At 52.3% G+C, this 25,746-nt stretch carries 24 protein-coding genes and 1 pseudogene; 1 reads left to right on the plus strand and 24 read right to left on the minus strand.

Annotated features, from left to right (window positions below):
- Positions 1 to 37 precede the first annotated feature (37 nt).
- The 19 genes and pseudogenes from NYE48_RS15345 to NYE48_RS15430 form a co-directional block, all read right to left on the minus strand.
- Positions 38 to 1,003 (minus strand): ABC transporter ATP-binding protein, encoded by a 966-nt coding sequence (locus NYE48_RS15345; RefSeq protein ID WP_036715114.1) that lies wholly within the window; start codon positions 1,001 to 1,003, stop codon positions 38 to 40.
- Positions 996 to 1,979: an ABC transporter ATP-binding protein gene (locus NYE48_RS15350; protein ID WP_212953144.1), complete on the minus strand. Its 984-nt coding sequence runs from the start codon at positions 1,977 to 1,979 to the stop codon at positions 996 to 998. Before NYE48_RS15350 ends, NYE48_RS15345 begins: the two co-directional genes overlap by 8 nt.
- A 14-nt stretch (positions 1,980 to 1,993) precedes the next feature.
- The gene (gene opp4C, locus NYE48_RS15355) at positions 1,994 to 2,923 is read right to left on the minus strand and encodes an oligopeptide ABC transporter permease (RefSeq protein WP_212953148.1); all 930 of its coding nucleotides are present in this window, start codon (positions 2,921 to 2,923) and stop codon (positions 1,994 to 1,996) included.
- Between the two features lie 14 nt (positions 2,924 to 2,937).
- On the minus strand, positions 2,938 to 3,894 hold the full coding sequence (locus NYE48_RS15360; RefSeq protein ID WP_036715112.1) for an ABC transporter permease: 957 nt from the start codon (positions 3,892 to 3,894) through the stop codon (positions 2,938 to 2,940).
- A 79-nt stretch (positions 3,895 to 3,973) separates the two neighbouring features.
- On the minus strand, positions 3,974 to 5,725 hold the full coding sequence (locus NYE48_RS15365; protein ID WP_212953151.1) for an ABC transporter substrate-binding protein: 1,752 nt from the start codon (positions 5,723 to 5,725) through the stop codon (positions 3,974 to 3,976).
- A 248-nt stretch (positions 5,726 to 5,973) separates the two neighbouring features.
- Complete coding sequence (locus NYE48_RS15370) at positions 5,974 to 6,723, minus strand: ArsR/SmtB family transcription factor (RefSeq protein ID WP_331480886.1); 750 nt, start codon at positions 6,721 to 6,723, stop codon at positions 5,974 to 5,976.
- A 491-nt stretch (positions 6,724 to 7,214) separates the two neighbouring features.
- Positions 7,215 to 8,531 (minus strand): hemolysin family protein, encoded by a 1,317-nt coding sequence (locus NYE48_RS15375; protein ID WP_340999279.1) that lies wholly within the window; start codon positions 8,529 to 8,531, stop codon positions 7,215 to 7,217.
- A gap of 392 nt (positions 8,532 to 8,923) precedes the next feature.
- The gene (gene gerQ, locus NYE48_RS15380; protein WP_445324001.1) at positions 8,924 to 9,361 is read right to left on the minus strand and encodes a spore coat protein GerQ; all 438 of its coding nucleotides are present in this window, start codon (positions 9,359 to 9,361) and stop codon (positions 8,924 to 8,926) included.
- A 61-nt stretch (positions 9,362 to 9,422) separates the two neighbouring features.
- Positions 9,423 to 9,845: a cell wall hydrolase gene (locus NYE48_RS15385; protein WP_340999280.1), complete on the minus strand. Its 423-nt coding sequence runs from the start codon at positions 9,843 to 9,845 to the stop codon at positions 9,423 to 9,425.
- A 241-nt stretch (positions 9,846 to 10,086) separates the two neighbouring features.
- Positions 10,087 to 11,193, minus strand: coding sequence for a hypothetical protein (locus tag NYE48_RS15390; protein WP_340999281.1), 1,107 nt, complete (start codon positions 11,191 to 11,193; stop codon positions 10,087 to 10,089).
- 272 nt (positions 11,194 to 11,465) lie between these two features.
- Positions 11,466 to 11,939 carry an IS200/IS605 family transposase gene (gene tnpA, locus NYE48_RS15395; RefSeq protein ID WP_340996591.1) on the minus strand — a complete coding sequence of 158 codons (474 nt, stop codon included), beginning with the start codon at positions 11,937 to 11,939 and terminating at the stop codon, positions 11,466 to 11,468.
- Between the two features lie 206 nt (positions 11,940 to 12,145).
- The gene (locus NYE48_RS15400; protein ID WP_340999282.1) at positions 12,146 to 13,918 is read right to left on the minus strand and encodes a hypothetical protein; all 1,773 of its coding nucleotides are present in this window, start codon (positions 13,916 to 13,918) and stop codon (positions 12,146 to 12,148) included.
- A 233-nt stretch (positions 13,919 to 14,151) separates the two neighbouring features.
- Entirely contained in the window at positions 14,152 to 14,901 is a 750-nt protein-coding gene (locus NYE48_RS15405) for an SDR family NAD(P)-dependent oxidoreductase (RefSeq protein ID WP_340999283.1), read from the minus strand.
- A 143-nt stretch (positions 14,902 to 15,044) separates the two neighbouring features.
- Positions 15,045 to 15,482, minus strand: a complete 438-nt coding sequence (locus NYE48_RS15410; RefSeq protein ID WP_340999284.1) for a DUF2500 domain-containing protein — start codon at positions 15,480 to 15,482, stop codon at positions 15,045 to 15,047.
- Between the two features lie 200 nt (positions 15,483 to 15,682).
- On the minus strand, positions 15,683 to 16,972 hold the full coding sequence (locus tag NYE48_RS15415; RefSeq protein WP_340999285.1) for a WD40/YVTN/BNR-like repeat-containing protein: 1,290 nt from the start codon (positions 16,970 to 16,972) through the stop codon (positions 15,683 to 15,685).
- Between the two features lie 269 nt (positions 16,973 to 17,241).
- Positions 17,242 to 17,919, minus strand: a complete 678-nt coding sequence (locus tag NYE48_RS15420; RefSeq protein ID WP_340999287.1) for an SOS response-associated peptidase — start codon at positions 17,917 to 17,919, stop codon at positions 17,242 to 17,244.
- A gap of 6 nt (positions 17,920 to 17,925) precedes the next feature.
- A pseudogene (locus tag NYE48_RS28255) lies at positions 17,926 to 18,135 on the minus strand (DUF3898 domain-containing protein); the annotation flags it as partial.
- A 17-nt stretch (positions 18,136 to 18,152) separates the two neighbouring features.
- Entirely contained in the window at positions 18,153 to 18,794 is a 642-nt protein-coding gene (locus NYE48_RS15425) for an HAD family hydrolase (RefSeq protein ID WP_340999288.1), read from the minus strand.
- A 194-nt stretch (positions 18,795 to 18,988) separates the two neighbouring features.
- Positions 18,989 to 20,275, minus strand: coding sequence for an adenylosuccinate synthase (locus tag NYE48_RS15430; protein ID WP_340999289.1), 1,287 nt, complete (start codon positions 20,273 to 20,275; stop codon positions 18,989 to 18,991).
- A 111-nt stretch (positions 20,276 to 20,386) separates the two neighbouring features.
- Between NYE48_RS15430 and NYE48_RS15435 the strand changes: the two genes are divergently transcribed.
- Entirely contained in the window at positions 20,387 to 21,265 is an 879-nt protein-coding gene (locus tag NYE48_RS15435; protein WP_340999290.1) for a LysR family transcriptional regulator, read from the plus strand.
- 3 nt (positions 21,266 to 21,268) lie between these two features.
- Here the strand turns inward: NYE48_RS15435 and NYE48_RS15440 are convergent, their stop codons facing one another.
- From NYE48_RS15440 to NYE48_RS15460, 5 genes are all read right to left on the minus strand, one after another.
- A complete protein-coding gene (locus tag NYE48_RS15440) occupies positions 21,269 to 22,171 on the minus strand; it encodes a Vgb family protein (RefSeq protein WP_340999291.1) in 903 nt (300 codons plus the stop codon).
- Positions 22,172 to 22,207: 36 nt separating this feature from the next.
- Positions 22,208 to 22,843: a streptogramin A O-acetyltransferase Vat(I) gene (vat(I), locus tag NYE48_RS15445; protein ID WP_340999292.1), complete on the minus strand. Its 636-nt coding sequence runs from the start codon at positions 22,841 to 22,843 to the stop codon at positions 22,208 to 22,210.
- 407 nt (positions 22,844 to 23,250) lie between these two features.
- The gene (locus NYE48_RS15450) at positions 23,251 to 24,054 is read right to left on the minus strand and encodes an alpha/beta fold hydrolase (RefSeq protein WP_340999294.1); all 804 of its coding nucleotides are present in this window, start codon (positions 24,052 to 24,054) and stop codon (positions 23,251 to 23,253) included.
- Positions 24,055 to 24,211: 157 nt separating this feature from the next.
- Positions 24,212 to 24,925, minus strand: coding sequence for an ABC transporter ATP-binding protein (locus NYE48_RS15455; RefSeq protein ID WP_340999296.1), 714 nt, complete (start codon positions 24,923 to 24,925; stop codon positions 24,212 to 24,214).
- Positions 24,918 to 25,739: an ABC transporter permease gene (locus NYE48_RS15460; RefSeq protein ID WP_340999297.1), complete on the minus strand. Its 822-nt coding sequence runs from the start codon at positions 25,737 to 25,739 to the stop codon at positions 24,918 to 24,920. Before NYE48_RS15460 ends, NYE48_RS15455 begins: the two co-directional genes overlap by 8 nt.
- Positions 25,740 to 25,746 lie beyond the last annotated feature (7 nt).

Here is a 25,746-nt window from a genome sequence, read left to right on the forward strand (position 1 = left end):
CTGAAGGAGCCATGCCTTTATAATTCAAGATTCAAACCTAGGCCAGATGGCAAGCCACGAAATGGCCGCCGCCCGCGTCGCGGAACTCCGGCACCTCTTCCTTGCAGCGGGCCACGGCAAACGGGCACCGCGTATGGAATTTGCAGCCGGACGGCGGGTCGGCGGGGTTCGGGATGTCGCCGTTCAGGACGATCCGCTCGCGTTTCAGTTTCGGAATCGGAATCGGCACCGCCGACAGCAGCGCTTTGGTATACGGATGAAGCGGATTTTTAAACAACTCGTCCCGCGATGCGGTTTCCATCATCGAACCCAAATACATCACCCCGATCCGGGTGCACAAATGCTCGACCACGCTAAGGTCATGGGAGATGAACAGGTACGTCAGCCCCCGCGTCTCCTGCAGCTTCCTGAACAGATTGATGATCTGGGCCTGGATCGACACGTCCAGCGCGGATACCGGTTCGTCCGCAATGATCAGGTCCGGGTTCAGAATGAGCGCCCGGGCAATCCCGATCCGCTGGCGCTGCCCTCCCGAAAACTCGTGCGGGAAGCGGTCGATATGATAGGACGACAAGCCGCAGGATTGCAATACTTCAAGCACCCGGTCGCGGATTTCATCCTTGGGCACGAGGCCGTGGTCCAGCAGCGCCTCGCCGATGGCGTCTCCGACGCGGATTCGCGGATTCAGCGAGCTGTACGGATCCTGGAAGATAAGCTGCATGCTCGGACGGATTTTGCGGAGCTCATCCGAAGACAAACCATACAGGTCGATGCCTTTGAACTTCACTTCGCCGTCGGTTTTCTCTGTAAGGCGGATGATCGTTTTGCCGACCGTGCTTTTGCCGCTTCCGGATTCGCCGACGAGGCCGAAGGTTTCCCCTTTCTGAATCGTCAAGCTGATGTCGTCGACGGCTTTCACGTGCCCGACCGTCCGGTTCAGCAGCCCTTTTTGTATGGGGAAATATTTTTTTAAGTGATTGACTTCAAGCAATGCCTCAGGCATGGACCAGCGCCTCCTCGTACAGCCAGCAAGCAGCCTTCTGCTGCTCGCCGACTTCTTTCAATACAGGCTGCTTCGTTCTGCAAATGTCCATGCAGTGCTGGCAGCGGTCATGGAAATAACAGGATTCCGTCAACTCCAGCGGATTCGGGACCTGGCCCGGAATCGAATACAGTTCGTCCGTGCGCTGATTGATGATCGGCTTGGATTTCAGCAACCCTTGGGTATACGGGTGTTTCGGCGATTGGAACAGCTGGACGACTTCGCCTTCTTCCACGATTTTGCCCGCGTACATGACGATAACGTAATCCGCCATTTCGGCCACGACGCCGAGATCGTGGGTGATCAGCATGATGGACATGTTGTTTTGTTCTTTGAACTGGCGGAGAATATCCAGAATTTGCGCCTGGATCGTTACGTCGAGCGCGGTCGTCGGTTCGTCGGCGATCAGCAGCTTCGGGTTGCCCGAAATCGCGATTGCGATCATGATCCGCTGGAGCATGCCTCCGCTCAGCTCATGCGGGTAAGAATCCGCGATTTGCTCCGCGCGCGAAATGCCGACCTTTTCGATCAGTTCGATCGCCCGTTTCCGCGCTTCCTTTTTGCTCAGCTTCTGATGGACGAGCAGCGGCTCCATGATTTGCTGGCCGATCTTCAGGACCGGATTGAGCGAAGACATCGGCTCCTGAAAAATCATCGATATTTCGTTGCCGCGAAGGGAGCGAAGCTCGTTTTTGCTCAATTTCAAAAGATCCCGGCCCTCGAAGTGGATTTGGCCGTCCACGACTTTGCCGCCGGGCTCCTCGACCAAACCCATGATCGACATGGCGGTCACGCTTTTTCCGCAGCCGGATTCCCCCACGATGCATACCGTTTCGCCTTCGCGAACGCGGAAGCTGACATCGTTGACGGCTTTGACCGTGCCGTTTTCGGTATGAAAATGCGTGCTGAGATGGTTGATTTGAATTAAATCTTTCATCGGAAGTTCCCCACCTACCTCTTCTGTTTAGGATCCAGAACGTCCCTGAGGCCGTCCCCGAAAATGTTGATCGCGATGACGGTGGCGAAAATGGAAAAACCCGGAGGAACCCACAGCCATGGATGCTCCTGAAAATCGATCAGGTTGTTCGCCGCGTCGATCATGTTCCCCCATGTCGGTGTCGGCGCCATAACCCCGAGCCCGAAAAAGCTGAGCGCCGATTCGCTGAGAATCGATCCGCCGATGTTCAGGGTCGCGATCACGATCAATAACGGGATGATGTTCGGCAGCAAATGGTTGAACAGTTTGCGGCGGTCCCGCAGCCCGAGCACGACGGCGGCCTGCATGAATTCCCGCTCCCGCAGGCTGAGCATTTGCCCCCGCACCATCCGCGCGAGGCCCGGCCAGTTGACCAACCCGAGCATCAGCATGACGATGTACATCCGGTATTCGGTCGGCACTTTCCAATCGGAAAGCAGCGCCCCGAAAATAAACAGCAGCGGCAGTCCCGGAATCGTCAGCAGCAGATCGGCGATCCGCATGATGATTTGGTCGACGATGCCCCGGTAATACCCTGCGATTGCGCCAAGTAACGACCCGATAAAAACGGACAAAACCATGGACGCCAGGCCGACGGTCAACGAAATGCGCCCGGCCTGGAGCACGCGGGTGAGGACATCCCTGCCAAGGGCGTCCGTTCCCAGCCAATGCTTAAGGCTCGGCGGTTTGTTCATCAAAGCCATATTGACTTTATTGTCGGTGTAAGGCGAGAAAAACGGCCCCACAAAACAAGCCAGAAACATAATAACGACAACGACGAGCCCCGAAACCGCGAGCTTGTTTTTCATCAGCCTGCGCATCGATTGCTTGAAAAGGGATGATGATTTGGCGGGAGCGTTTTTCGCCCCGACCGCCTCCGGTAGCGGAGTGCTGTTCAGTGACATGTCTGGTCCCCCCTCTAATGCAGCCGGACGCGCGGATCGGCGATATGGTACAAAATGTCGGATAGCAGCGTCCCGATGACGGTCAACACCGCTAACAACATCGTAAAGCCCATGAGCAGCGGATAATCCCGCAGCCCGAAGGACTGGATGTACAGCTGCCCGATCCCCGGCCAGTTAAAAATTTTCTCAATGATCAGCGAACCGCCGAACAAGGAAGGAAGCTCGAACCCCACCAGCGTAATGGCCGGCAGGAGCGCATTGCGCAGCGCGTGTCTGAACAGCACCTTGTTTTCCTTCAATCCTTTGGCCCGCGCCGTGCGGATATAATCCTGCTTGATGACGTCGATCATGTTGCTGCGGAAATAACGGGTCAAGGAACCGACGCCCAGCAGCGTCATGACGACGACAGGGAGCGTCATATGATGAATCACTTCCTTGACGTACGCCAGCCCCGTCGCGTTGCTGCCCGTCGTCAGCATGCCGCCCGGCGGCAGCCACTTCAGGTCGACGGCGCATATTTTGATCAGGAACAAACCGATAAAAAACGACGGGAGCGACATGGCCGCAAAAATCAAAACCATCACGAGCGTGTCGAACCAGGAATACTGCTTGTACGCGGAAACAACGCCGATGATGACGGCGATCAGCCAGGTAAAAAACGTCGATACGGCCGCAAGCAGGAAGGAGTTCCATATGTACTCGTTAAACAGCGTCAGCACGGGCTTCTGCTGCGCCAGGGAGAATCCGAAATCGCCGTGCAGCGCGTTTTTCATCCAAATGCCGTATCGCTCGAGCAGCGGTTTGTTGAGCCCGTAAATTTCTCTCAGCTCGGCCTTGCGCTCGGGGCTCAATTTGATATTGCTGCTGATGAAATCCCCGGGCGTCAGCGCATACAGGCAAAAAATCAACAGCGACGCGGCCAGCAAAATGATCACCATGTAGCTGATCCGTTTCGTTAAATACGCACTCATCATTAGCCTCCTAATCGCATGGTCCCCCGCCCGCGGCGATCATGCCGCGATAAGCGAGGGACGGGATGGTTGTTACGGATTATTGCGCCGGTTTCAGCGTCCAGTCCGGAAGACTGTTGGCCAAGCCGACGAACGGGCTAACGGACAGGTTGTCGATTCGTCCATTGTATCCATAGACGGTTTTTTTGTAGCTCGTGAAGATGATCGGCAGTTCGTCGTTCAGCAGCTGGAAGATTTCTTTGTAAATCTGTTTCCGCTGCTCGATGTCGGACGTCGCCAAGCCTTTTTCATACAATTCTTTGAATTTCGGATTGTCGTAGCCTTTGATCTCCCCGTCCATGAATTGCACAAGGCCATCCGAAGGATCGGTCAGCATCGGCGTGGAGAAGGACACGAGATCGTAATCTCCGCTTTCCACTTTCGACACGAGCGAGTTGAAGTCCGCGAACACTTCCGGCTCGAATTTTACGCCCAATGCCTGGAAGTTTTCTTTGGCTACGGCGATGAAAATATCGGTTTGCTTGCTCTTGGAGCCTAGATAGTGAATGACGAGCTGTTTGCCGTCTTTTTCGCGGATGCCGCCTGCGCCTTCTTTCCAACCTGCTTCGTCGAGAAGCTGTTTGGCTTTTTCCGTATCGAATTTATACGGGTTGATGCCTTCTTCCGTGTACGCCCAGGAGATCGGGGAAGCCGGAATGTTCGCTACCGAACCTGCTCCTTGGTTGGCGTCCACATAGATGCTTTGGCGGTCCAAACCGTACGTGAGCGCTTGCCGTACTTTTTTGTCCTTAAGCGCTTCGTGTTCCAGATTGACCTGAAGGTATCCGTACGTGCTTGGCGTGTATGGAATGATGTTCACGAAGCCGAGGGACTTCAGCTTCTCGATGTTTTCCGTCGTGGCGCTGAACGAAGCGTAGTCGACTTCGCCGGTTTCGAGGTACTGCCACGTGTCGCCTTCCGACGTTTTATAGATGAAACGTTCCGTTTTCGGTTTGCCTTTGTAATAGTTTTCGTTGGCCACAAAACGGACTTCCTGTCCCGGAATGAATTTTTCAAGCTTGTATGGTCCGCTGCCGACCGGGTTCGAATGAAGTTTTTTGATGTAATCCAATTGTCCGAATTTGTAGTCTTTGCCGTAATAAGCTTTGGACAAAACCTGTCCTCCCAGCATGACGAGCGCGGTGGCGTTCGGCTTCTCGAGCGTTACGGAAATCGTCTGCGGATCGATGACTTTGATCCCTTCGATGCTTTTGGCTTTGCCTTCTTTATACGCTTGGGCCCCTTTCACGGCGAGCGTAGGAACCATGGAATCCCCGTCGTACGCTTTGTCGAACTGAATCGTCCACGTAAACGCGACATCGTCCGCCGTCAGCGGCGATCCGTCGCTGAATTTCAGGTCTTTGCGCAAGTGGTATGTATACGTAAGCTGATCGTCCGATACGTCCCATTTTTCGGCCAAATCAGGAATTGGCAGCCCTTTATCGTCAACGGTTACCAAAGAGCTGAACAACAGGGAGTTGACGTTGCCGTCGTATCCGCTTTGGGTAAAATATGGCGTAAACGCGCCGCTCGGATCGGTGAGCCCGACGATAATCGTATCGGTACGCTGCTTGGCGACCGCCGGAAGTTTGGACATGTCCGCTGCCGCGTAAGGTTCCGTTAATCCGGATTCGCCGCCCGGTACTGTCGTGTTCCCCTCTTTCGCGCCTTGTTCCGTTTGCGCGGAATTGCCGCTTGCGGCCGGCTCCGCATCGTTGTTGTTCGAGCACGCCGACATCAGCAGCGAACCGACGAGCATGAGCGACGTTAATAAAATGACACCTTTTTTCATGAAACTCTAACCTCCCGTTTTGTACCCATCTCGATCATTCCTATAAGATAAGTATGAATTAAGATTCCATTAATTATTGTCTATTATAGGAAGCAAACCGAGTTCTGTAAATAGAGAACTTCAAAAGTTTTCTGAAAAAATTTTTATAAGTCGCAATCGGCTTGCACGGATAACGCATTTTGCTGACGAATGATTCGAATCAAAAAACCTCCTTACTGCCCGTCAGGCAAATAAGGAGGTCCCAGAGCTTATCCCTCTTCAATATAACGGTAGATCCGCTCTTGGAGCTGATCCAACGCCCGTCTTCTCAAGCTGTATTCCGTCAGGTTTTCGCCTTCGAAATGCGCGTAAAGCACGCCGGCGCTGCGGAGTTTGGAGATATGGTCATGCGTGATGCCTTTGGAAAGCTTCAAATGGCTGACGATTTCCGTGAACGTGCGCGGGCCCCGGTTCAGGAATTTCAAAATTTTCATCCGGTTTTTTTCGCCAAGGCTGCGCAGCAAACGGAGATCATGCGTCGGAATGAGGTCCTCATCCCCCAAATAGATGCGCGCATTATAATGGCAGACGAGCATGCTCCCGTATTGGGCCACCATATTCAGCGGTTGAAAATGATATTGCGGCACAAGCACGAGTTTCTCGATTTCGGGAAGCGGCTTGAAGAGCATGCCGTTGGTCGTTTCGTCGACGAATTCTTCGCCATCGATTTCGGTCAAACGCCGAAGCCGGTCTTGTTTTTCTTGCTCCAAAGCGAGCAGGATGGCCGGATCGACATGTTCGAAATATTGCTCATGCCACTGCCGGAACAGGTGAATCGTTTTTTCATGGAAAACCTCGATGTCTTCCTCCGGAAATTCATTGCCGTTGGCCGCGAAAAGCTCGATCAAATCACGGGTGCCCAGCTGCCCGAACCAATCGAGAAAGCCGTCGACCCCCAACCCTTCGGGAGCAACGAAAGCGGTCAAATACGCGAACCCCCAGTCTCCGTTAACGAGCATGTCATCCAGCAGGCGGGCGAATTCAGGGGTGAGCCGCTCCTTTGTTTCTTGTGCCCAGCATGGGGCAAGATCTATCTTTTTGTGCGACTTTCGACATATGTAGGAATGCAAGCTATTCATAAACTCGTGAACGGGCTCGAACGCAATTTCTAAATCAAACGCCAATTTCTCTCTCCTCCCTCCCATTTTACGAAACGAAATTGACTTCATTATAACGTGAACACTTTAAAGCAATCCACTATTTCCATCGTTTAACTTAGGAATGTATCACATTTATATGCAAAAGCATGCATCCTTTTGGCGGTTGGATGAAGACCGTTGCCATCATACCAGATATTCCGCCGCCCCTTCAACAATCCAAAACCATCCCGCAACGCCGAACGCCGGGCCTTTAAAGCCCCCAATTTCGATTCAGAACTTGCGTTTTCCCCCATCGTGAACAACAAAAAGACACGGGGCGGATGCCCCGTGCCTTTCATCTATTTCACACTTTATGCGCCCGCTTCCTCCGCCATCACCTGCGGAACCAGAAGCTTAATCCTTGAGATGCGCTTATGATCCGTTTCCTCCACTATGAAAACATGCCCGTCGACTTCGGCCGATTGCCCCTTATGCGGCGGGATCGTCTCGATATGGGAGTACAGCCAGCCGCCTACGGTGTCGTAGTCGGTCGTATCCAAATCAAGCCCGAATCGGTCGTTGATTTCCTCAATGAGCATCAAGCCGTCAATCGAATATTCATGTTCCTGAATTTTTTCGATGCCGGGACGTTCCTCGTCGAATTCATCCTGAATTTCACCGACGATTTCTTCCATAATGTCTTCCAGGGTTACGAGCCCGGATGTGCCGCCGTATTCATCGATCAAAATGGCGATCTGGGTCTTTCCCCGCTGCATCAGCTTCAGCAATGCGCTGATCTGAATGGATTCCGGTACAGCCAGGATCGGACGAATTAAAGTATTATATTCGGTAGCCGTAGAACGCAATAAGTCCTTAATATGAATGAATCCGATAATATGATCCTTGTCACCATCGCAAACCGGGTATCTTGTTCTCATGCCTTCGTAAGCAATTTCAAGATTTTCTTCTCGGGAAAGCTGCGTGTTCAGGCAGATCATTTCCGTCCGGGGAATCATGATTTCCCGTCCGGTCGTTTCCGCAAAATCGAAAATATTGTCCACCAGCGCAAGTTCCGTATTGTCGATCAAGCCGTTTTTGTTGCTTTCCTTCATCAAAATCCGTATTTCTTCCTCCGTATGGGCGGATTCCGATTCCGATGCCGGGGCGATCCCGAAAAGGCGCAGCAACGCATTGGCAAGCCCGTTTAATACCCAGATGAAAGGATACATCAGCTTATTAAAATAAACCATTGGAGCGGCCGACATCAGCGCGACGGATTCCGACTTGCGGATCGCCATCGATTTCGGCGCCAATTCACCAAGCACGATATGAAGAATGGTAATGATGAGAAACGCGATGGCCACGGCGATCCCGTGAACAGCGGCTTCTCCGAAGCCCAAGGCGTGAATCAGAGGTCTGACGAGGGTTGCTACGGCCGGTTCCCCGAGCCATCCAAGCCCCAGCGATGCCAACGTGATGCCAAGCTGGCAAGCGGACAAATAAGCGTCCAAATTGTTGACGATGCTGCGGGCGAACACCGCGCCTTTTCGTCCTTCGTCAACCAGCGTTTCCACGCGGCTGCTCCTGATCTTGACCATGGCAAATTCCGCGGAAACGAAGAAACCGTTTAATAATACAAGTACCACTACCCAAATCAAATTAATCAAACTCGGTAAGGGGTCAGCCAATATTCTTCCTATTCACCGTACGTTTTGACCGGCAAATAGGTACACCTCCTTCGTATGTTGAGATCGTAAATCCTGTGATGCATAAAAATCGTGTTAGCCGTCAACTTCCCAATGGATCCATCTCCTGTCTTTGTCAAGGTTTTTGCAAAATCATGTGTATGATTTTGGAATATATCTTTAATTATATAATTATACACTATACAGTCAAACCGACAGGTATGACTGTATACGAAAGAGACCCGTTGCTATCGCAAGCAAATCTCAGATATGCAGGCAAAAAGAGCCGCCCTTTGTCATTTATGACATGAAAGGCGGTCTTTTCGGCGTTTAAATCAAAATATGGTATTGAAGATGCCGCCCCCCCTCTACATGATGAGGGCGACAATCCCTTGTTACCGGCCTTGGGGAGGGTTGCCGATCACGCCGGGATATTGGTAAACGAGAGGTTCGTTAAACGTAATGTAGTCCAGGTTCAGCGTCAACAGGAGGATGCGCTGCCCGGTGGAGCGGTCGGAAATGATGATATGGTCCCGGCCTGCGGCTTCGATCACGCCGGTAAACACTTTCGCATTCCACTGGGAGTTGTTTTCGTAAGTCATGTAAAACGTTCCCGTTTTCCCCAGGTTCAAACGCAAAATGTTTTCCACGTAGGATTGCTCGAATTGCTGCTGCGGGGCTTGAATGACCGCTCCCGTCGGAGTCATCGGACTGCCGCTCGTGACTTGGGGCGGGACCGTGCCCATGCTTCCGGGCATTCCCGTGCTGCTGCCCGATACACCTGGATAACCGCCCATTTGATAAGACGATGGACGAAAAAACTGAGGCACCATACTTTCAAATCCTCCTTCAATTAAGTACGAATTCATTCTTTTTCATTTTGTTTTTCCGCGATCAATACACGTTCGGGCAATCCGCGCTCGAGGGACTGAAGAAGCAATGGCTTTTGTAGCGTCCCGTATTCGATTGGTTAAACCAAGTTGCCGGACAGCCGCCCGTGGGGCGAAAAAACCATAAAGCATTCGAAGCCGGCCAAAACCGTTCGCCGTTAATGGCGCGTTGCGCAAGCCTGATATCCTGTTCTCTGGCCCTTTGATAAAAATACGACTTCTGCGGGGCTTCAAAACCGCCTGGGCTTTGGTACACCATATCCCTGATGCTGCGGATATTGTTGAAATCCAGACAATTTCCCAGAATCCTGTTCACGCCGACGTTGCCGACCATCAGCATGCCGAGACTCCCTTCACCTTCAGCTTCAGCCCTCATCAAACGAGCGAGCAGTCTTGTTTGCTCTGAATTCGTTTTGATAACAGCCAAGATTCTACCTCCCTGCAAGAATGATTTTCCTTATAAGTGTATGTGCATTCGCCTAGATGAGTGACAACAAATCTTTACAACTTGTACTTAATTGCGACACGGACTGCCTTCCGTTTGCTTTCCTCCCCCTCCCGACAGAGGGAATATGCATGCTCAGGGGCACCAACAGTATTAGCGCCTTTTTACGCATTCAGAGGCGAAAAAGGCGCTTTATCCGGAAACCTAAAATGGCGTCGAATGTTTATGCATCAGGTGATACCGAAGAATTCGTCAATGCGTCTACCTGCCGGATGACCTGGCTTGCGATTCCGCGCAAAGCCGCTCGGTCTACTGCCGCATCATACTCGGCCCATACTCCGTCCCGGATCCGTTTGATGTCCGACAGAATCGAAATCGAATGTTTCATGGAAGCGGAATACCGGCCCCGAATCTCGGCGATTTCCTCGGCGAACGCCTCGTCCGTGCCTTCCTTGATGGCCAGTTCGTACACGTCGAGGATGCTGTCCCCTTCGCGGCTTGGAAAATGCTCATGCGGCGCCGTGCTGTCGAAGATGGCCAGACTTAGTTCAGGAAAAATAAGCATATCCAGGCTGTTCGGATCAAAACCGCAGTGGTAAATCTCGGTGTCGATACCCCGCGCTTCCGCTTCTTTGGCCAATTTTTTGAACATGGTGGATTTTCCGGAGCCCGGGCGGCCCTTGACGAAAATCCGCGTGCGGAGGTTTTCCGTCAAGTTCGGAACGTAATCGAGGGCTCCTTGCCACGTAGCAGCGCCGAGAAACCGGCGGGTGACGTTCGCTTTCTTCGAGCGGAATGGGACCAAATATTCGTCGGCAAACTCCGCCGTGATTTGATTGGCGCGTTCGCGGTCTAAATGATCGATGTATAATTTCTCCCATTCGTCATGGATGCGCAGCGTTTTTAAAAAGGAGTCGTAAGCCTTCGCGTAAAGCGCGGCGATTTCCTGCTCCAGATCCTTCGTCCGCGCTTCCACATCGTCGATGAAACCGCTTCGCAGCGCCGCGGCAGCGTCAATTACGCGAATTTCCGTCCCCTCCAGAACGGGATCGGCGCTCCAGGCGTTTCCGTCGACGATGCCGATACGCGCTTCCTCCAAAATGATGCCTTCCAGCCGCTCGCTATCCAACGTCTCATGTATATAGTGCTTCGTCCAGCCGTTATCTTTCCACGCCGCCGCCAATTGGGCAAGCACTTGCGAAGTCCCCGATCCGATCCGTCCGTCGATGACAAATACGGTATCCAGTCCGTTTAAAATGGAATCGTACAACGTGTACAACCCCGCCGCCGTATTGCCGCGCCCGAAATAATGCTTTTCCAGACCTGCCATTTTCGTTCACGCTCCTTTATCTCACTCGCGTTGCTAACACCTTATGGTATGCCGGCAGCCGTTTCTGTGTGAATGCCCAGCGTGCCGCCCGGCATGCCCTCGGCTCGCCCTGACGAGTGATCGCGCCCCGGAATCATAACCACCCGTCCAACGGGTGGTTTGCACTTGGGGTATAACCCCCTGTTGCCAAACTGCGCCTAAAGACGCTAGCCTGACAATAAATTGTTCAGGCTCAGTGTAATTTGCCTCTTTCACTTACCAGTTAAACTGGTTTACTTTTTCTTGCTACTATTTATGCTAAAAGGATCCTCATACTCCTTCACACTCAGTTTGTCCACTGCCTGGTCATGTGCTTCTTGTTCACGAATATATTTTGCGACGGTTGCCTCGTTTAAGCCTACTGTACTGACGTAGTATCCTTCCGCCCAAAATTTCCGATTCCCATATTTATACTTTAATTGCGCATGCTTCTCAAAGATCATTAGCTCACTTTTCCCCTTCAGATATCCCATGAAGGCTGATACTGAAATTTTCGGTGGTATCGCTACCAGCATGTGTACGTGATCTGGCATCATATGACCTTCTATGATCTCTACTCCCTTGTATTTACATAATCGTTTGAAAATTTCGATTAAATCTTTCCTCACTTGATTATAGATCTCTTTCCGTCTATACTTCGGGGTGAATACAATGTGGTATTTGCACATCCACTTTGTGTGAGCTAAACTATAGTTCTTGTTTGCCATCTAAGACCATTCCTTTCAATTGAGCCTGAACATCTCAATTTTATCGGGATGGTCTTGTTGGTCAAACCCTCGTTCCCTCCACCCGCATAGCGGGTGGTTTTTTGTTTCGCACGCTTCGCGAGCTCAACTGGCTAAAGCCTAAATAAAAAATCTGCTTGCCGCCTATTCGGCGCAAGCAGAACATTTTGCTCATTAGCGATTCAGGTTCAAGGTTTTGCGTTCCTCCAATAATCGTAAGCGTGCACCACGTTGCCTGCGTAGGAGGGGGAATCTTTCAACAAACCGGGCAGCTTCGCCAGCTCTCCCTCCATGTATTCCGCTCCTTCCTCGAAGAAGGTAATGTGGTTGCCTTCATGGCTTTCTTTCATTTCCACCGAAAGGAGGATCGGCTTGCCCAATTCGTCCGCAAAACCGATTTCTTCTTTGGCGACGTTGACGATGCCGTTCGAACCGGCCGCGGAATCCCGAAAAGCCATCAATGACACGTGGTCCATGCGCCGGATCATCCATTTGCTGATCGACATGTCCCCGCCCGGAACTTTATATTTGTCGAGCCAAACCGCCAAATCCATGCTCGCTTGCAAACGGGAGTCCTTTTTCATCTCCGTGACGAACGCATCCAGGTTGGAGGTCCATTCCGAAAGGACCCGCTGCGGATCAGACCTCCATTCCGGAAGCACGTAGGGCTCGATATCCAAATGGATGCCATGGAAACGTTCATCTCCCTGAACCGAGCGGTTGTAGTCCTTGACGTATTTGACCAGCCTCATCATTTTGGGACGGCTTTCCTGCAGCGCCCAAATCGGGTGCCCCCCCATGGCGTGCACTTCAATGCCTGCGGCCGAAGCCTGTTTGACGAAGGATTGATACGCGCTGAAAGGCTGCTCCAAATCCAACCGGACATAAAGCCAGTTCAGCTTTTTCTCTTTGGCGAAGCCGATGATCTCCTGAGCGTTCTGAAGCACCTGGTTTGCTTCCCAAATATAGGTACCCCTTACCATGGAATCCCGAACGACCGGGTCCGCATCGGGAACGTTGCCCTCCGGGTCGGGGTCCGGGGCCGGTTCGGGGGCCGGACCGGGTCCCGGCTGATCGCCGCCCCCGCCGCCGCTAGGCATGTTTTCCCAATAACGGAAGTCATGGATGGCCAGTCCCGCAAAAGAGGAATGAGCGTCCAGCCGGCCCGTCAGATCCGATAAGGACTGGTTCATCTGCTCTTTTTGCTGCCCGTAAAAGGTCGTGTAGCTTTCGCCCGGCATTTCCTTCGTATTGACGCCGATCAGCACTTTTTTGCCGAGTCGGTCGGCTAGGTTGAGCTCGTCTTGGGACAAGGCGATAATGCCGTGTTCCGAATCGACGTCATTCCGGTAAGCCAGCACCGTGACATGATCGAATTGCCGCATCAGCCATTCGTTGAGCGGTTCGCCCCCGGAGGCGCTGTAACCGTCAAACCAGAAGGGAATGTCGATTCCGAGTTCGAGCCCCGAGCCGGATGTTTTGCCGAGAAAAGCCGATAGGTTGCTCTCCCACGTTTGGATGACTGCATCATGATCCGCTGCCCATTGGGGAAGAACATATGGTTCTATATCGAGATGGATTCCATCGAACCGGCTTTCGGGCGAAGCGCCGGCATTATACTCCATCGTCCACTTGGCAAGTCCTAACATGCGGTCCCGATATTCCGTCAGCGCCCATCCTGGATCGCCGCCAAGCGCGTGGACGGCGACGCGTTCCTCATGCGCGTGCTGCACGAACGTTTCATAGGTCTTTTTAGGCAAATCCCGATTGATTTGCAGGTAGATCAGATGAATGCCTTCATTGCGGGCGAACTCTAGCAATTTTTCTCCGCCATCCTCGATCAGTTCCGTCTGCCATACCCAAGTGGCCTTGACGTCCTTGGACGGGGCGCTGAATCCCGTAAGCAGGATCGCCGCCAGAAACAGCAGGGCAGTGAGCCATCGAGAATTTTTGACAAACATAATTTCCCTCCATTCCTATGCGAGGACTTGCAATCCTCATGTTGTAAACGGAGTAATTATAGCATTGATCCCCCAAAAAAAGATGAGCCCAAGTCCTTAAAGAACGGGCTCATGCAAATCGCGCAAAATCAAGAATGCCTAAAAGGAACTATGCCGGCCGCGGAAGAGGGCCCGGAATGATCGGAGAATGAGAAATACTGGAAGGCATTAGGGCCAACTGCGCAGGATAAAAGTTACGGTTCATAGATCATTTTCCGCGTCATGCCCCCGTCGATCACCAAATGAGTCCCGGTTACGAAGGAATTGTCCGGGTCTGCCAAATAGAGGCAAGCCTTGGCGATATCCTCCGGTCTGCCTACCCTGCCTGCCGGATGTTGTTCGTGATCGGCCGGTTTCAGCGAATCGTAGTTTTGCATTTCGATCCAGCCGGGGCTTACGCAATTGACGCGGATCTGGTCCGGTCCGAGGGAAACGGCCATGGCATGGGTCAGGGCCACGATGGCTCCTTTCGAAGCGGCATATGCCTCCGAATTCGGTTCCGACATCAGCGCGCGCGTGGATGCGATGTTGACGACGGCTCCCGAAACGCCGTTCCTTTTCATGGAGCGGGCCGCTTCGCGGGTCGCCAGAAAGCAGCTTCGCACGTTCGTGTTCAGCACGTCGTCCCATTCGCCGACGGACAGCTCAAGCGGCGATTTCCAGCGGGACACCCCGGCGTTGTTGATCAGCACATCGATTCTGCCGTATTCGTCCTCCGCGGCTTTCATCAGCTGCCGGATATCCTCTTCTTTGCGCACATCGCAAGGCACGAAGATGGCTTGTCTGCCTTCGTTGCGGATCGCAGCCGCAGCAGCCGCGCCCTGATCTTCGTTCAGATCCGCCATGACGAGTTTGGCCCCTTGCTCGGCAAATGCTTTGGCTACGCCGAAGCCGATGCCTTGGGCCGCTCCGGTGACAACCACGACGATATTTTGAAATGTCACATGGATTCCTCCTTTATTCTTGCCTTACCCGATGCTTCTACTTTAGATTCAATCGTCTTCCCATTCAAGCATATTGCAAAAACAAAAAGACCACATCCTTTGGAAGATGCAGTCCAATCATTTGCTTTTGCCATCGGTACGCGTCATAAACGCTCATAATTCCGATAACGCGCCCCCGCCTCGACTTCGCCGGCAAACCGCATACGGCGCTCAAAACCTTTGAACCGGGTGCCTTGAAACGTAAGCCTTCCCGTATCCCCTTCCGCGCATAATCCGAACTGTTTTCCGCTGACGGGAAACTCCATGCGGTCCCCGCTTTCCACTTCGAACGTAATATAGTAGACCGTATTCGTATGGCTGGTCATCTGATCATTCGGCTCATGCGTATGGCGCTGGTTGATTTCTGTCCGTTTGCTGACGATCCGGGAGTCGACCGTGAGAACAGGCTGTTTGTTATTCCGCCCCCACTGCAGCAATCCTCTGCCGACGGATACGGCGATGATACCGACAACGACGACAAAAAAGATCGGCATGACTTTTCCGAAGAAGTCGAACATCCAAAATGACGAATCTCCTGGCATGCTTCCCCCTCCTTTTCGACTTTAGGCTGAGCGATGCTCCTTAAGCGGGCCTGTTCATAACAAGTATATGCGGGGGAAATGACAAAAAAACCACTAGTCCTTGTCAGACAAGCCTTTCCCGAACTTTTTCCCGCCTATGAACCGATGCATTTTCTTGCCGAACGCAAAAACGGAGAACGTCCTGTTCTCCGCCTGCCCTCTTACAATACTCTCCACGTCGCTCCGCCGTCCGTCGTTTGCAAAAGCCGCGAACTCCGCTGCTCGCTGTTTCCGATCAGAAGCCAGCCTACTTTAGGTGACGAAAATTGCAACTTCACGACTTCAGGGTACTCCTGAAGTTTTTCTTTTAACGCTTCGTTCTCCGGAATGGCCGCCCACGTCTTGCCTTGGTCGACGGTATGGTACAACGTGCTGCCGACGAGCGCCCAGCCTTCGTTTGCGTTAATGAACGCGGGTCGCAGGGATTGATTCAATCCCTCGCTAGCGGGAAGTCCGAAGTTGGCGAAATTCCAAGTCTCGCCGCCGTCTTTCGTGAAATAACCGTTGTATTTGGTGCTGTCTCCAAGCTTACAGCCGATCGGAATCCAACCGTCCTTTTGCGTCCCGAAAAACTGAAGATTGCCTGCCGCATAAGAAATGCAAGGCTTCAGCTTTTCCCTGTCAAAAAATGCCGGACCCGCAATCCACTTTTTTCCCCCGTCCTTCGTCCGGTAGAGTTTGGGTTCCCCCAATTCCTGAATCATGGCGTATCCGTTCTTGAGATCCTTAAAGTTAATGCCCACCGTATATCCGAGATGAGGAATCGGGCTGCCGGTATCGGATTTTCCCGGATCGTACACCGTATTCTCCATTACGACGTTCCATATAGCTCCGCCGTCATCCGTGCGGTAAAGCACCTTCAGCTCCTTGCCGGTCGATGCCTCTTCCGTCGTCATCAGCCAGCCGTGCCTTGCCGAATCGAAATGGATGGCCGAAACCTTGTTTTTTTGCGGGATCGATGAAATATCCCAATGCTCTCCCCCGTCACTCGTATGCAGAACGATCGTTTCCGACATTCCTGAAGGGTCGCGAACAATCCAGCCGTGTTTCGGATCCGTAAAATAGATATCTTTTCCGTACCTTGGATTCGCCGGAAACTGCACATTTGCCGACGGCGATATATTCACCCAGGTCCGGCCGTTGTCTTCGGTCAAATACATGCGAAGTTCATTGCGCGTCAGTCCCCAGGCGATGCCTTGGGTTTCGCTTAAAAGCTGGAACTCCGTCAGCTTGGTTTGGATTTTATATTTGCCTGCGTCTTGGTTTACCTTGTTTGCTTCGCTCGGTGCCACCACCGTTAGGGTCTGGCCGGCATCGGCCGTGGTTTCGGCGTAATCCTGCACTGCGGGGGCTTGTGCCGGCGCAGCGGTCCGTCCCTCCTCGGAGGAACATGCGCTTAACAAAAGGCTGCACAGCAAAGCGATTCCTACGAGTTGTCTGCCCCATTTCATCCCAAGTTCCTCCTCTCCTTAAGGACAGCCCGTCCTTCAAAGAAGCCCTCCAACTCAAATAATATAACATATCGGGGGAGTTGCGCCAATTCCGGCCGTTTTGCGGACGGGTGGAAAAGCGCTGGCTAAGCATGAATGGGCAGGCCTATGGACCAAACAAGCAAAAAGCGCCTAAACCTCCCATACTGGGTTTTTAGACGCTACATTGGGCAAAATCGCCTGCCGCTAATCATGCTGTTTATATGCGGAGCCGGCATGCCACGGATGGATTACTGCTTCACCCATGCCGTCCGCAGATCCATCTCCCGGATGCATTCTTCGTTGTCATGCGTATCGTTTCCGATTAGAGGCGTGACCGGGTAAGCTTCCATTTCTTCGTCGGAGTACGTTTGCAGAAGCGTGCTCAACGAATGAAAAGCGGTATGTTCCTCGTTCAGCCAGTCTTTCATCGCTTCCTCCGGCAATATGGCGGGCATGCGGGATTCTTCGAAATCCCCGATCAGCCGGTTAGCCCTTGTCATGACCAAGGTAAAGGTCCGCAGCGGCTCGCCGTGGTGATCCTTCCAGATTTCATACAACCCGGCCACGCCGAACATTCCCCGATTTTTCAGCACCACGCGCACGGGGTACGCTTTTTTGCCTTCCTTTTTCCAATAATAAAAGCCGTTGCACGGAATGACGCACCGCTGTTTTTCGATCATTTTGCGGTACGAAGGATTTTCTTTTACCGTATGCAAATCGGCATTGACCGCGTCTTTCCCCCAATAGGGAATGAAGCCCCAGCGGAATTCGTCCAAGACCCGCTCCCCGTTTTGCTGAAGAATGACCGGAGTGAATTGGGTCGGACTGATATTGTAGCGGTTTTTGTAATAATACATCACGCGGTCAACCTGGAAATGATCCATGATCACCGGCAGGTCGGCAGCCATTGAATAACGCTGGCACATGCAGCATCACCCTCCTCTTTGGACGTTAGTTTCCGCCAAAAGAGGAAAATTATGCATACACAAGTTTATTCCATGGCCGCGTAGGCGTCCCCGCAGCTTCGTCAGATGGATGTTGTCCCCCGTAATCCTCCTAATCCCCCTTACGAAGGTTTCGCAGAGTTTGAACCGGATCTCGATTTCCGGCTTGATTTCCACGATTCTGCCGGCTGCTTTCGCTGCCGAATCTTTTTCGACTACGGTTTTATCAGCATCTTAAATCGATCTATTTCATTGCAATAATGCGTCGGCGTTTGCGTAAAACGTCCATGGCTCCCCGGAAACCACGCAACCGCAACGGTGTCCATGCCTGCCCGGGTTCCCGATTCAATATCCGCATCGCTGTCACCGACAAAAAGGACTTGGGTTTTATCCATTTCCCAGACCTCAAGGATTTTATATAATCCTTCTGCATCCGGCTTTGGACTGGATACATCGTCCCCTGTAATGGTCACATCAAAAAAATCCTCCAATTGCAGCTTGCTCATTGAGATATCAAAGCTCTTCCGTCCCTTCCCGGTAAAAATGCCAAGCCTGTATCCTTCATTCCGCAGCCCGTTCAATAATTGCCTCAAATGTGGATCAAAGCCGACGAATTCATGGTGTGCCCGATCGTAATGCCAATAATATTCTTCAACGGCTTTGTCGATTTGATCAACCGCTTTCAAATTTTGTTGAATTATTCCTGCCTCGGATGGTCCAAACATTTGAACGATTTCTTCTGCAGACAGATCTCTCTGATCATATTTTTTGAAAATTTCATTAAATGAATAAAAACAAAGCGGCAAAGTATCCGCGAGGGTTCCGTCAAAATCAAAAATAATCCCCTTGTATTTCATGCTTAACATACCTCCAATCCGTGAAATGGGTTCGCGTTAAAGACCACGTTTTGCGAGCGCTCGGTCAGTATGATTATTTTGATTTTACCTTGAATCGCACCGGCGTGCCAGCGGTCCTATTTTTTTGAATGTACGCAAAAGAACCCGCAATCCGTGGATTGGGGTTCTTTTCATATATTTGGCGGTCATTTTGATTAAATAACCCGCGTGATGAGTTGATCGCGTCTCGGCCCTACCGAAATATACTTGGCTTTGACTTGCACGTAAGCTTCAATAAAAGCGATATACCGCCGGGCTGCTTCCGGCAATGCATCGAATGAACGGGCTTCGGAGATATCGCATGTCCATCCTTCGAACGTTTCAATGACCGGTTTGGCATGTTCCAGCTCGGCGCTTACCGGAAACCGGTCCGTGACCGTACCGTCTTCCAACTCGTATGCAACGCAGACCGGAATTTGGTCCAGATAGCCCAACACGTCCAGATTGGTCAAAGCAATTTCGGTCGCGCCTTGTACCATGCAGCCATATCGGGTCGCTACCGCATCAAACCAGCCGACTCTTCTTGGGCGGCCGGTCAAAGCGCCGTATTCCCCCGCATCGCCGCCGCGCCGCCGCAATTGCTCCGCTTCTTCCCCTTCCAGCTCGGAAACGAACGGACCGGCTCCAACGCAGCTGGAATACGCTTTGACGACGGCGACGACGCTGCCGATGGCATGCGCCGGCAAACCCGCTCCAACCGTCGCGAATCCCGCCAAAGTCGACGACGACGTCGAAAACGGATAGATGCCGTGATCCGGATCCCGAAGCGCGCCGAGCTGCCCTTCAAGCAAAATGGTTTCCCCGTTGCGATAGGCTTCATTCAGCATCTGCGTCGTGTCGACGACGTACGGCCGAAGCTTCTCGCCTTGCTCTTTTAATGCCTTCGCCAATTCTTCCGCGTGCATGGACGGTTTGCCGTACATATGGTTTAGCAGCACGTTTTTGGCGTCGAGCATTTGCTCCAATCGTCCCATCAATCGATTTTCATCGTATAAGTCCGCAACCTGAATGCCCAGCTTCGCATATTTATCCGCATAAAACGGAGCGATCCCCTGTTTGGTGGATCCAAAGCTCCGCACCCCCAGACGCTCTTCTTCCAATTCGTCAAACAGGCGATGCACCGGCAAAACGATCTGGCTCCGGTTCGATACGGCAAGCTTCGGTTCCGGCACGCCCCTGGCTACCAGTTCATCCCGTTCTTTGAACAATACATCCGCATCCAATGCCGTTCCAGGACCGATGACATTCATCACATTAGGATAAAATACTCCCGAAGGCAGCATATGCAGCGCAAACTTCCCGTACTCGTTGATGATCGTATGACCCGCATTGCTGCCTCCTTGGAAACGGACGACATAGGAAGAATCCGCCGAAAGCACGTCCGTCATTTTCCCCTTGCCTTCATCTCCCCAATTTGCTCCTACAATCGCTGTGACTGGCAATATCATTTCCTCCCCATCGCTTGTATTTATCTACATGAACTAGTATAATTTCGACGGGCATATAAGTGAAATTGATATTAATAATCTTTGATATAAACAGGAGTAATATCTATGGACATAAATATGGAATGGTACCGCGTTTTTTATTGGACCGCCAAGCTGGGCAGCTTGACGAAAGCGGCGGAAGAGCTGCATATTACGCAGCCCGCGATCAGCCATACGTTGAAGCAGTTGGAGGGCAGTCTCGGCGGCCCCTTGTTTTTTCGCACGACCAAAGGCGTCACCTTAACGGCCGAAGGACAGGTTCTTTTCAAATACGTCGAGCAGGCGATCCGCTTGCTTGAAACCGGCACAAAGAAAATTGCGGAAATGCAAAATTTATTGCACGGAGAGATCAATATCGGCGCCAGCGATACGTTATGCAAGCATTATCTTTTGCCTCACCTCGAGCGGTTTCACGCTTTGTACCCGGATATCCGGGTTCATGTGACGAATCGAACGACTCCGGAAACGCTAACGCTTTTAAAAGAGGGAAAAATCGATTTCGGCATCGTGAACATGCCCGTAGCCGATCCCAAGATCGATTTTCGTCACAGCCTGGTTCTGCAGGACTGCCTGGTTGGAAACCGGCAATTTGCATCGCTGGCCGGATCTCCTTTTCCGCTGGAAAAGCTCAGCCAATATCCGCTGCTGCTTCTCGAGCCGGGAGGAAGCACGCGCAATTACCTTGACGAGTATGCCAAATCCAACGGCGTGGAGCTGAAGCCCGAATTTGAACTCGGAAGCCTGGATCTGTTGGTCCAATTTGCCCAAAGCGGCTTCGGTTTGACATTTATCGCGAGCCATTTTATTGCCGAAGAACTCGCCTCGGGCAAACTGGTCGAAGTTCCGCTGGTACCGCCGATCCCGCAGCGCCATGTCGGAATAGCCACCTTAAAGGGAGTTCCGCTGTCCGCGGCTTCGAAAAATTTTATTCAATCCTTGCCATAAGTCCTATCCCCCGGCTTTTTCATCCACCATCAATCGCCCGATCCGATCGTGCTCTTCCGCAATCCAGACGTCCCCGATGGCGGACACCGCAATGCCGTGCGGTTCCGCTTTTTCGGTCGGGATCGCATATTCCGTAATGATTCCATCGGTCGTGATCCTGCCGATCTTATTGCTTGCCCATTCGGTAAACCACAGATCCCCCCGTATTCCGGGCGTGATGGCATGCGGCCGCGCATCCGGCGTCGGGATGACATATTCCGTGATCGCGCCCCCGACGGTGATCCTCCCGATTTTATTGCCCACAATCTCGACGAACCATAACGCTCCGTCAGGTCCGCACGTTATCACTACCGGTCCGGACTGAGCCGTCGGAACATCATATTCGGTGATCTGGCCTTCTGCGGTGATCCTGCCGACTTTATTGCCTTGATTTTCCGTAAACCACATCGCGCCATCCGGTCCCCGGGTGATAAACGAAGGAAACGCTTGGGCGTTGGGCAGCTCGTATTCCGTGAATTCTCCCGACGAAGTCATTTTGCCGATGATGCCTGTATTCATTTCCGTAAACCATACCGCTCCATCCGGTCCCTCCGCAATTCCGAAAGGAGCCGCGTTGGCGGTCGGAATAGCGTATTCGGTTAAAGCGCCGTTCGCCTGCAGTCTCCCGATTTGATTCGCATGATATTCCGTAAACCAAACGTCTCCTTTGGCTTCCGATATGATCGACATCACGCCCGCTTGCGGCGTCGGGACGTCAAACGTTGTCGTCTCGCCGCTTTCCGTGATTCGGCCGATCCGGTTTCCTTTTTGCTCCGTGAACCATAGGGCGCCGTCTTTGCCGCAGGTTATGCCGTATGGCCCCGATTCGGGATGCGAAACCGCATATTCAAGAAACGCCATTTTCATAGGTTCTCCCTCCTTGAACGCTTTATGGTAGTTGCTTTACGGTTGCCGCTTCATGGTTCGCATCGCCCCGATATCCCCGCTGACGATCGCTCCCATGTACTCCTGGATGACCGTAATGTCGAAGTCCCACCATCTTAGATCGAGCAGTTCCTCAATGATTTCCGGCGCAAAACGTTGCCGAATTTCTTTGGCCGGATTACCGCCTACGATCGTGTACGGCGCAACATCTTTCGTGACGACCGCTTCCGCGCTTATGACGGCCCCGTCGCCGATCCGCACGCCCGGCATAATGGTCGCCCGTCTGCCGATCCATACATCGTTGCCGACAACGGTGTCGCCTTTGATTCTTAGCTGCTCCAACGTTGGCGTGTGCTTCTCCCAGCCGTGGCCAAAAATGTTAAATGGATATGTAGACCCATCCATTCTATGATTGCCGCCATCCATCATAAAGCGCGTTTCCGGGGCGATGGAGCAAAACTTGCCGATGATCAGCTTCGTGCCGATCACTTCATAGTGGTACAGGACTTGATCTTCAAAGGACTCGCCGTTCGCCGAATCGTAATAGGAGTAATCGCCCGCGACAATATTCGGCTTCGTAATCATATTTTTAATAAACTGCACCTGGCGGTTTCCGGGAATAGGGTATTTTTCGCCGGGGTTCGGTCCTGTCATAACACATCATCCTCTCCGTCATCGTGGGAAAAATAATCGGAATGAGGGGCAAAAAACAGCACAAAAAAGCCCCTGTTTCCGCAATCCGGACAGAGGCAGGCAGACGCGCTAAGCGGATCGTTCCACAAGAGAACGCCGCCCTGCACGTCTATATCGATAAAAGCCCGCACTAATCCTATCCGGAAAAATGATCTTCGATCTCGATTTTTCGCTGGAATAGGATTAGTAGATCATTGGCCTTTGGTTCACCCTTTCAATACTGGTTGGATTAACCATATCACAGGCGCGGAATGGAATCAACCCTTAACGAAGCCATCATGCCTTGAACACGAAGATGTCGTATTTTCGAAAACCGCAAAACATTTCCGTTGAACATACAAATCATGGTTGACCCTAAAAAATGAAAATTATGCTTTGAAGAAATGGACTAATACGGGGGCAATGGCCTCCGGCGATACATCATGCCCTTGTCCTTGCAAAGCTTTATACTCCGCACGTTCGACGTTGTTTGCAGCGGCTTGGGCGGCATCGCGAAACATCGGTTCGCTTTGGTCGCCATGGATCACGAGTGTATCGGCGGTTATGGAGGTCCACCGATCGTCCGGCAATGGCTTGCCTGACATGAACTCACGGGAGATGAGGCCGTCATAAGCCAAGGTATGCGCCACCGCCTCCATCTCCTGCCACATCGGGTCGGCTTTCATCGGAGCCAGGTACTCTTCGGGAATGAGCAGCGCTTGCGTCATGAAGACCTCAACGGCTTTGCCCGGGTTGCCCGCTTCGATGGCCGCTTGGATTTGCTCGACATAATCCTCCGGCAGCGATGGTCTGCCGTCATTCAAAATAAGCGGCGGTTCATATACTGCAAGTTTCGTAATTTTGGACGCCAGGCGGTCGGCTGCCTCCAACGCCAGGATCGCACCTGAAGAAATGCCGTACACGCATGCTGTTCCGCCCGCCGCATCAATCAGCGCTTCGATATCTTCGATCTCCCGCTGTACCGCATAAGGAAGCGTATCGCCGCTATCTCCCCGGCCTCTGCGATCGTAGTTTATGACGGTAAAATGTTCAGACAACAGACCGGCAAGCTGTATCCATTGCGGATGCGAACGCGTACCCAGCGCACCCGTGACCATAATCACCGCATCCCCTCTTCCCGATTGCTCGTATGCTATGGCCGTGCCGTCTTTTGAAGCGACCTTATTCATCATATCTCTCCTCCATGTATATTGGAGCTGCAGACGTTTAATGGTCTTGGATGCCGGTTTCTTGAGCTCCTTTGATAGAAATACAACATACAGGGAATATTCCTGTAAAGGAATATTTATAAAATATTACCCGCTCGTTATCCTTAAATCGCGGCGATGCTTATTCGAGTCCTAGACTTGCATGAAACGCCTCGTGCAAAGACGGATACCGGTCACGGAAAGATCGGACGTCCCCTTTTCCGACAACGCGGCCTTGATTTAAAAACATGACCTGTTCGGCCGCTTCCCCTGCCACTTCCAACTGATGCGTCGAAAAAATGACCGTGCTTCCGTCTTGCCGGACCTGATCGAGCAAACGAATGAATTCCCGGGTCCAAAACGGGTCCAGGCCGTTCGTCGGTTCATCCATGAGCAGCAGCGGCGGTTTGGCCAATATGGCTTGAGCTAAAAGCAGCCGCTGCCGCATCCCTTTGGAAAAGGAGCCTACCCGTTTTTCGGCGGCGTTCTCCAGCCCCACCAGGGCGAAAACCTCCTTCGCCCTTTCCTTCGGCACCTTTCGCAGCGCGGCCCAAAAGGAGATGGTCTCCTGCGCTGTAAAACCGGGCTGGAACTGAAAATCGTCCGGCATGTAGCCGAGTTGCCGGGAATACAGCAGCGTTTTCTGTTCATGGCTTACGCCGTTCACGATAATCGACCCGGAGGTCGGCGGCAGAATGCCCGCAAGCATGCGCAGCACGGTGCTTTTCCCCGCCCCGTTGCCTCCGCACAACGCCAAAATGCCGCCTTGGTTCAGGGTAAAGGAAATATCGCTTACGATGCGCTGTTTTTTAATCGTTTTGGATACCCCCTCGACACGTACGACCACCTTATCCACGACGGCGCCCCCTTTCCCAAAACCAACAAACCGACGAGACCGAGCAAACCGTCCAGATCAAACAAACGGCTCCAAAAATCAAGCCCCCGCTTGGTTGCTTAATCCAATCGACCCAACGGTAATATTCCGGCCCCAAAATAGAGCCCCCTCCCAAACGGACGACGACAAAAATCCGTACCAACTCGGCAGGGTTTAAAAACGTAAACGTCACCAGCAGCGGTTTGGTCCACGTATACGGAAGCAAGTTTAAAAAGGAGAGCAAAAACGACTGCCAGCCAATGACGGCAAAAAACCAGACGGACACGGAAATCGTCAGCGCCTGCCAACGGTTTTTGGACAATGACCCGATGAACAGCGCCGCTCCCAAAAACATCAGGATGAGCAAGATTGAAAAGATCAGGAACAACCCATAGGTCTTGAAGTCGAAGCCTCCGCCGATGACGCCGCCGAGCGCGCCCATCAGGCCATATCCGAAAGACGTGACCGTCAGCAGCACGACAAGCAGCCCGGCATATTTGCCGGCCACGAATGCGAACGTCCCGAGGGGATACGTCGACAGCAGATGCCAGCTTCCGTCTTCTTTTTCCGAAGTGAGCGAAAACGATCCGATAAACAGCGTCATCAATGGCAGCAGATATAAAATGAGACTAAGCATCGAGGCGGTTACCCCCGAATACCCTTGCACGTAGTTTTGGGCGTTAATGGCCAGCAGGCACAAGCTGAATGCCCCAAACAGAATCAGAAAGGAATACGCCCAAGGATTCCGGAAACCTAACCTGATTTCCCTTTTGGCCAACTGGATCATATTCGACATGGCTGCA

The organism is Paenibacillus sp. FSL M7-1455, assembly GCF_038004655.1.
GTDB lineage: Bacteria > Bacillota > Bacilli > Paenibacillales > Paenibacillaceae > Paenibacillus_AQ > Paenibacillus_AQ cookii.

Coding starts and splice junctions, on each gene's coding strand:
- NYE48_RS15440 (WP_340999291.1), bottom strand. CDS start 22,171: ATGAAAATGGCGTTTCTTGAATATGCGGTTTCGCATCCCGAATCGGGG.
- tnpA (WP_340996591.1), bottom strand. CDS start 11,939: ATGGCAAACAAGAACTATAGTTTAGCTCACACAAAGTGGATGTGCAAA.
- NYE48_RS15425 (WP_340999288.1), bottom strand. CDS start 18,794: ATGAAATACAAGGGGATTATTTTTGATTTTGACGGAACCCTCGCGGAT.
- NYE48_RS15460 (WP_340999297.1), bottom strand. CDS start 25,739: ATGTCGAATATGATCCAGTTGGCCAAAAGGGAAATCAGGTTAGGTTTC.
- NYE48_RS15345 (WP_036715114.1), bottom strand. CDS start 1,003: ATGCCTGAGGCATTGCTTGAAGTCAATCACTTAAAAAAATATTTCCCC.
- gerQ (WP_445324001.1), bottom strand. CDS start 9,361: ATGGTGCCTCAGTTTTTTCGTCCATCGTCTTATCAAATGGGCGGTTAT.
- NYE48_RS15415 (WP_340999285.1), bottom strand. CDS start 16,972: ATGAAATGGGGCAGACAACTCGTAGGAATCGCTTTGCTGTGCAGCCTT.
- NYE48_RS15400 (WP_340999282.1), bottom strand. CDS start 13,918: ATGTTTGTCAAAAATTCTCGATGGCTCACTGCCCTGCTGTTTCTGGCG.
- NYE48_RS15420 (WP_340999287.1), bottom strand. CDS start 17,919: ATGTGCCAGCGTTATTCAATGGCTGCCGACCTGCCGGTGATCATGGAT.
- NYE48_RS15365 (WP_212953151.1), bottom strand. CDS start 5,725: ATGAAAAAAGGTGTCATTTTATTAACGTCGCTCATGCTCGTCGGTTCG.
- NYE48_RS15410 (WP_340999284.1), bottom strand. CDS start 15,482: ATGCCAGGAGATTCGTCATTTTGGATGTTCGACTTCTTCGGAAAAGTC.
- NYE48_RS15435 (WP_340999290.1), top strand. CDS start 20,387: ATGGACATAAATATGGAATGGTACCGCGTTTTTTATTGGACCGCCAAG.
- NYE48_RS15370 (WP_331480886.1), bottom strand. CDS start 6,723: ATGCTCGTTAACGGAGACTGGGGGTTCGCGTATTTGACCGCTTTCGTT.
- opp4C (WP_212953148.1), bottom strand. CDS start 2,923: ATGTCACTGAACAGCACTCCGCTACCGGAGGCGGTCGGGGCGAAAAAC.
- NYE48_RS15390 (WP_340999281.1), bottom strand. CDS start 11,193: ATGGCAGGTCTGGAAAAGCATTATTTCGGGCGCGGCAATACGGCGGCG.
- NYE48_RS15450 (WP_340999294.1), bottom strand. CDS start 24,054: ATGATGAATAAGGTCGCTTCAAAAGACGGCACGGCCATAGCATACGAG.
- NYE48_RS15360 (WP_036715112.1), bottom strand. CDS start 3,894: ATGAGTGCGTATTTAACGAAACGGATCAGCTACATGGTGATCATTTTG.
- NYE48_RS15350 (WP_212953144.1), bottom strand. CDS start 1,979: ATGAAAGATTTAATTCAAATCAACCATCTCAGCACGCATTTTCATACC.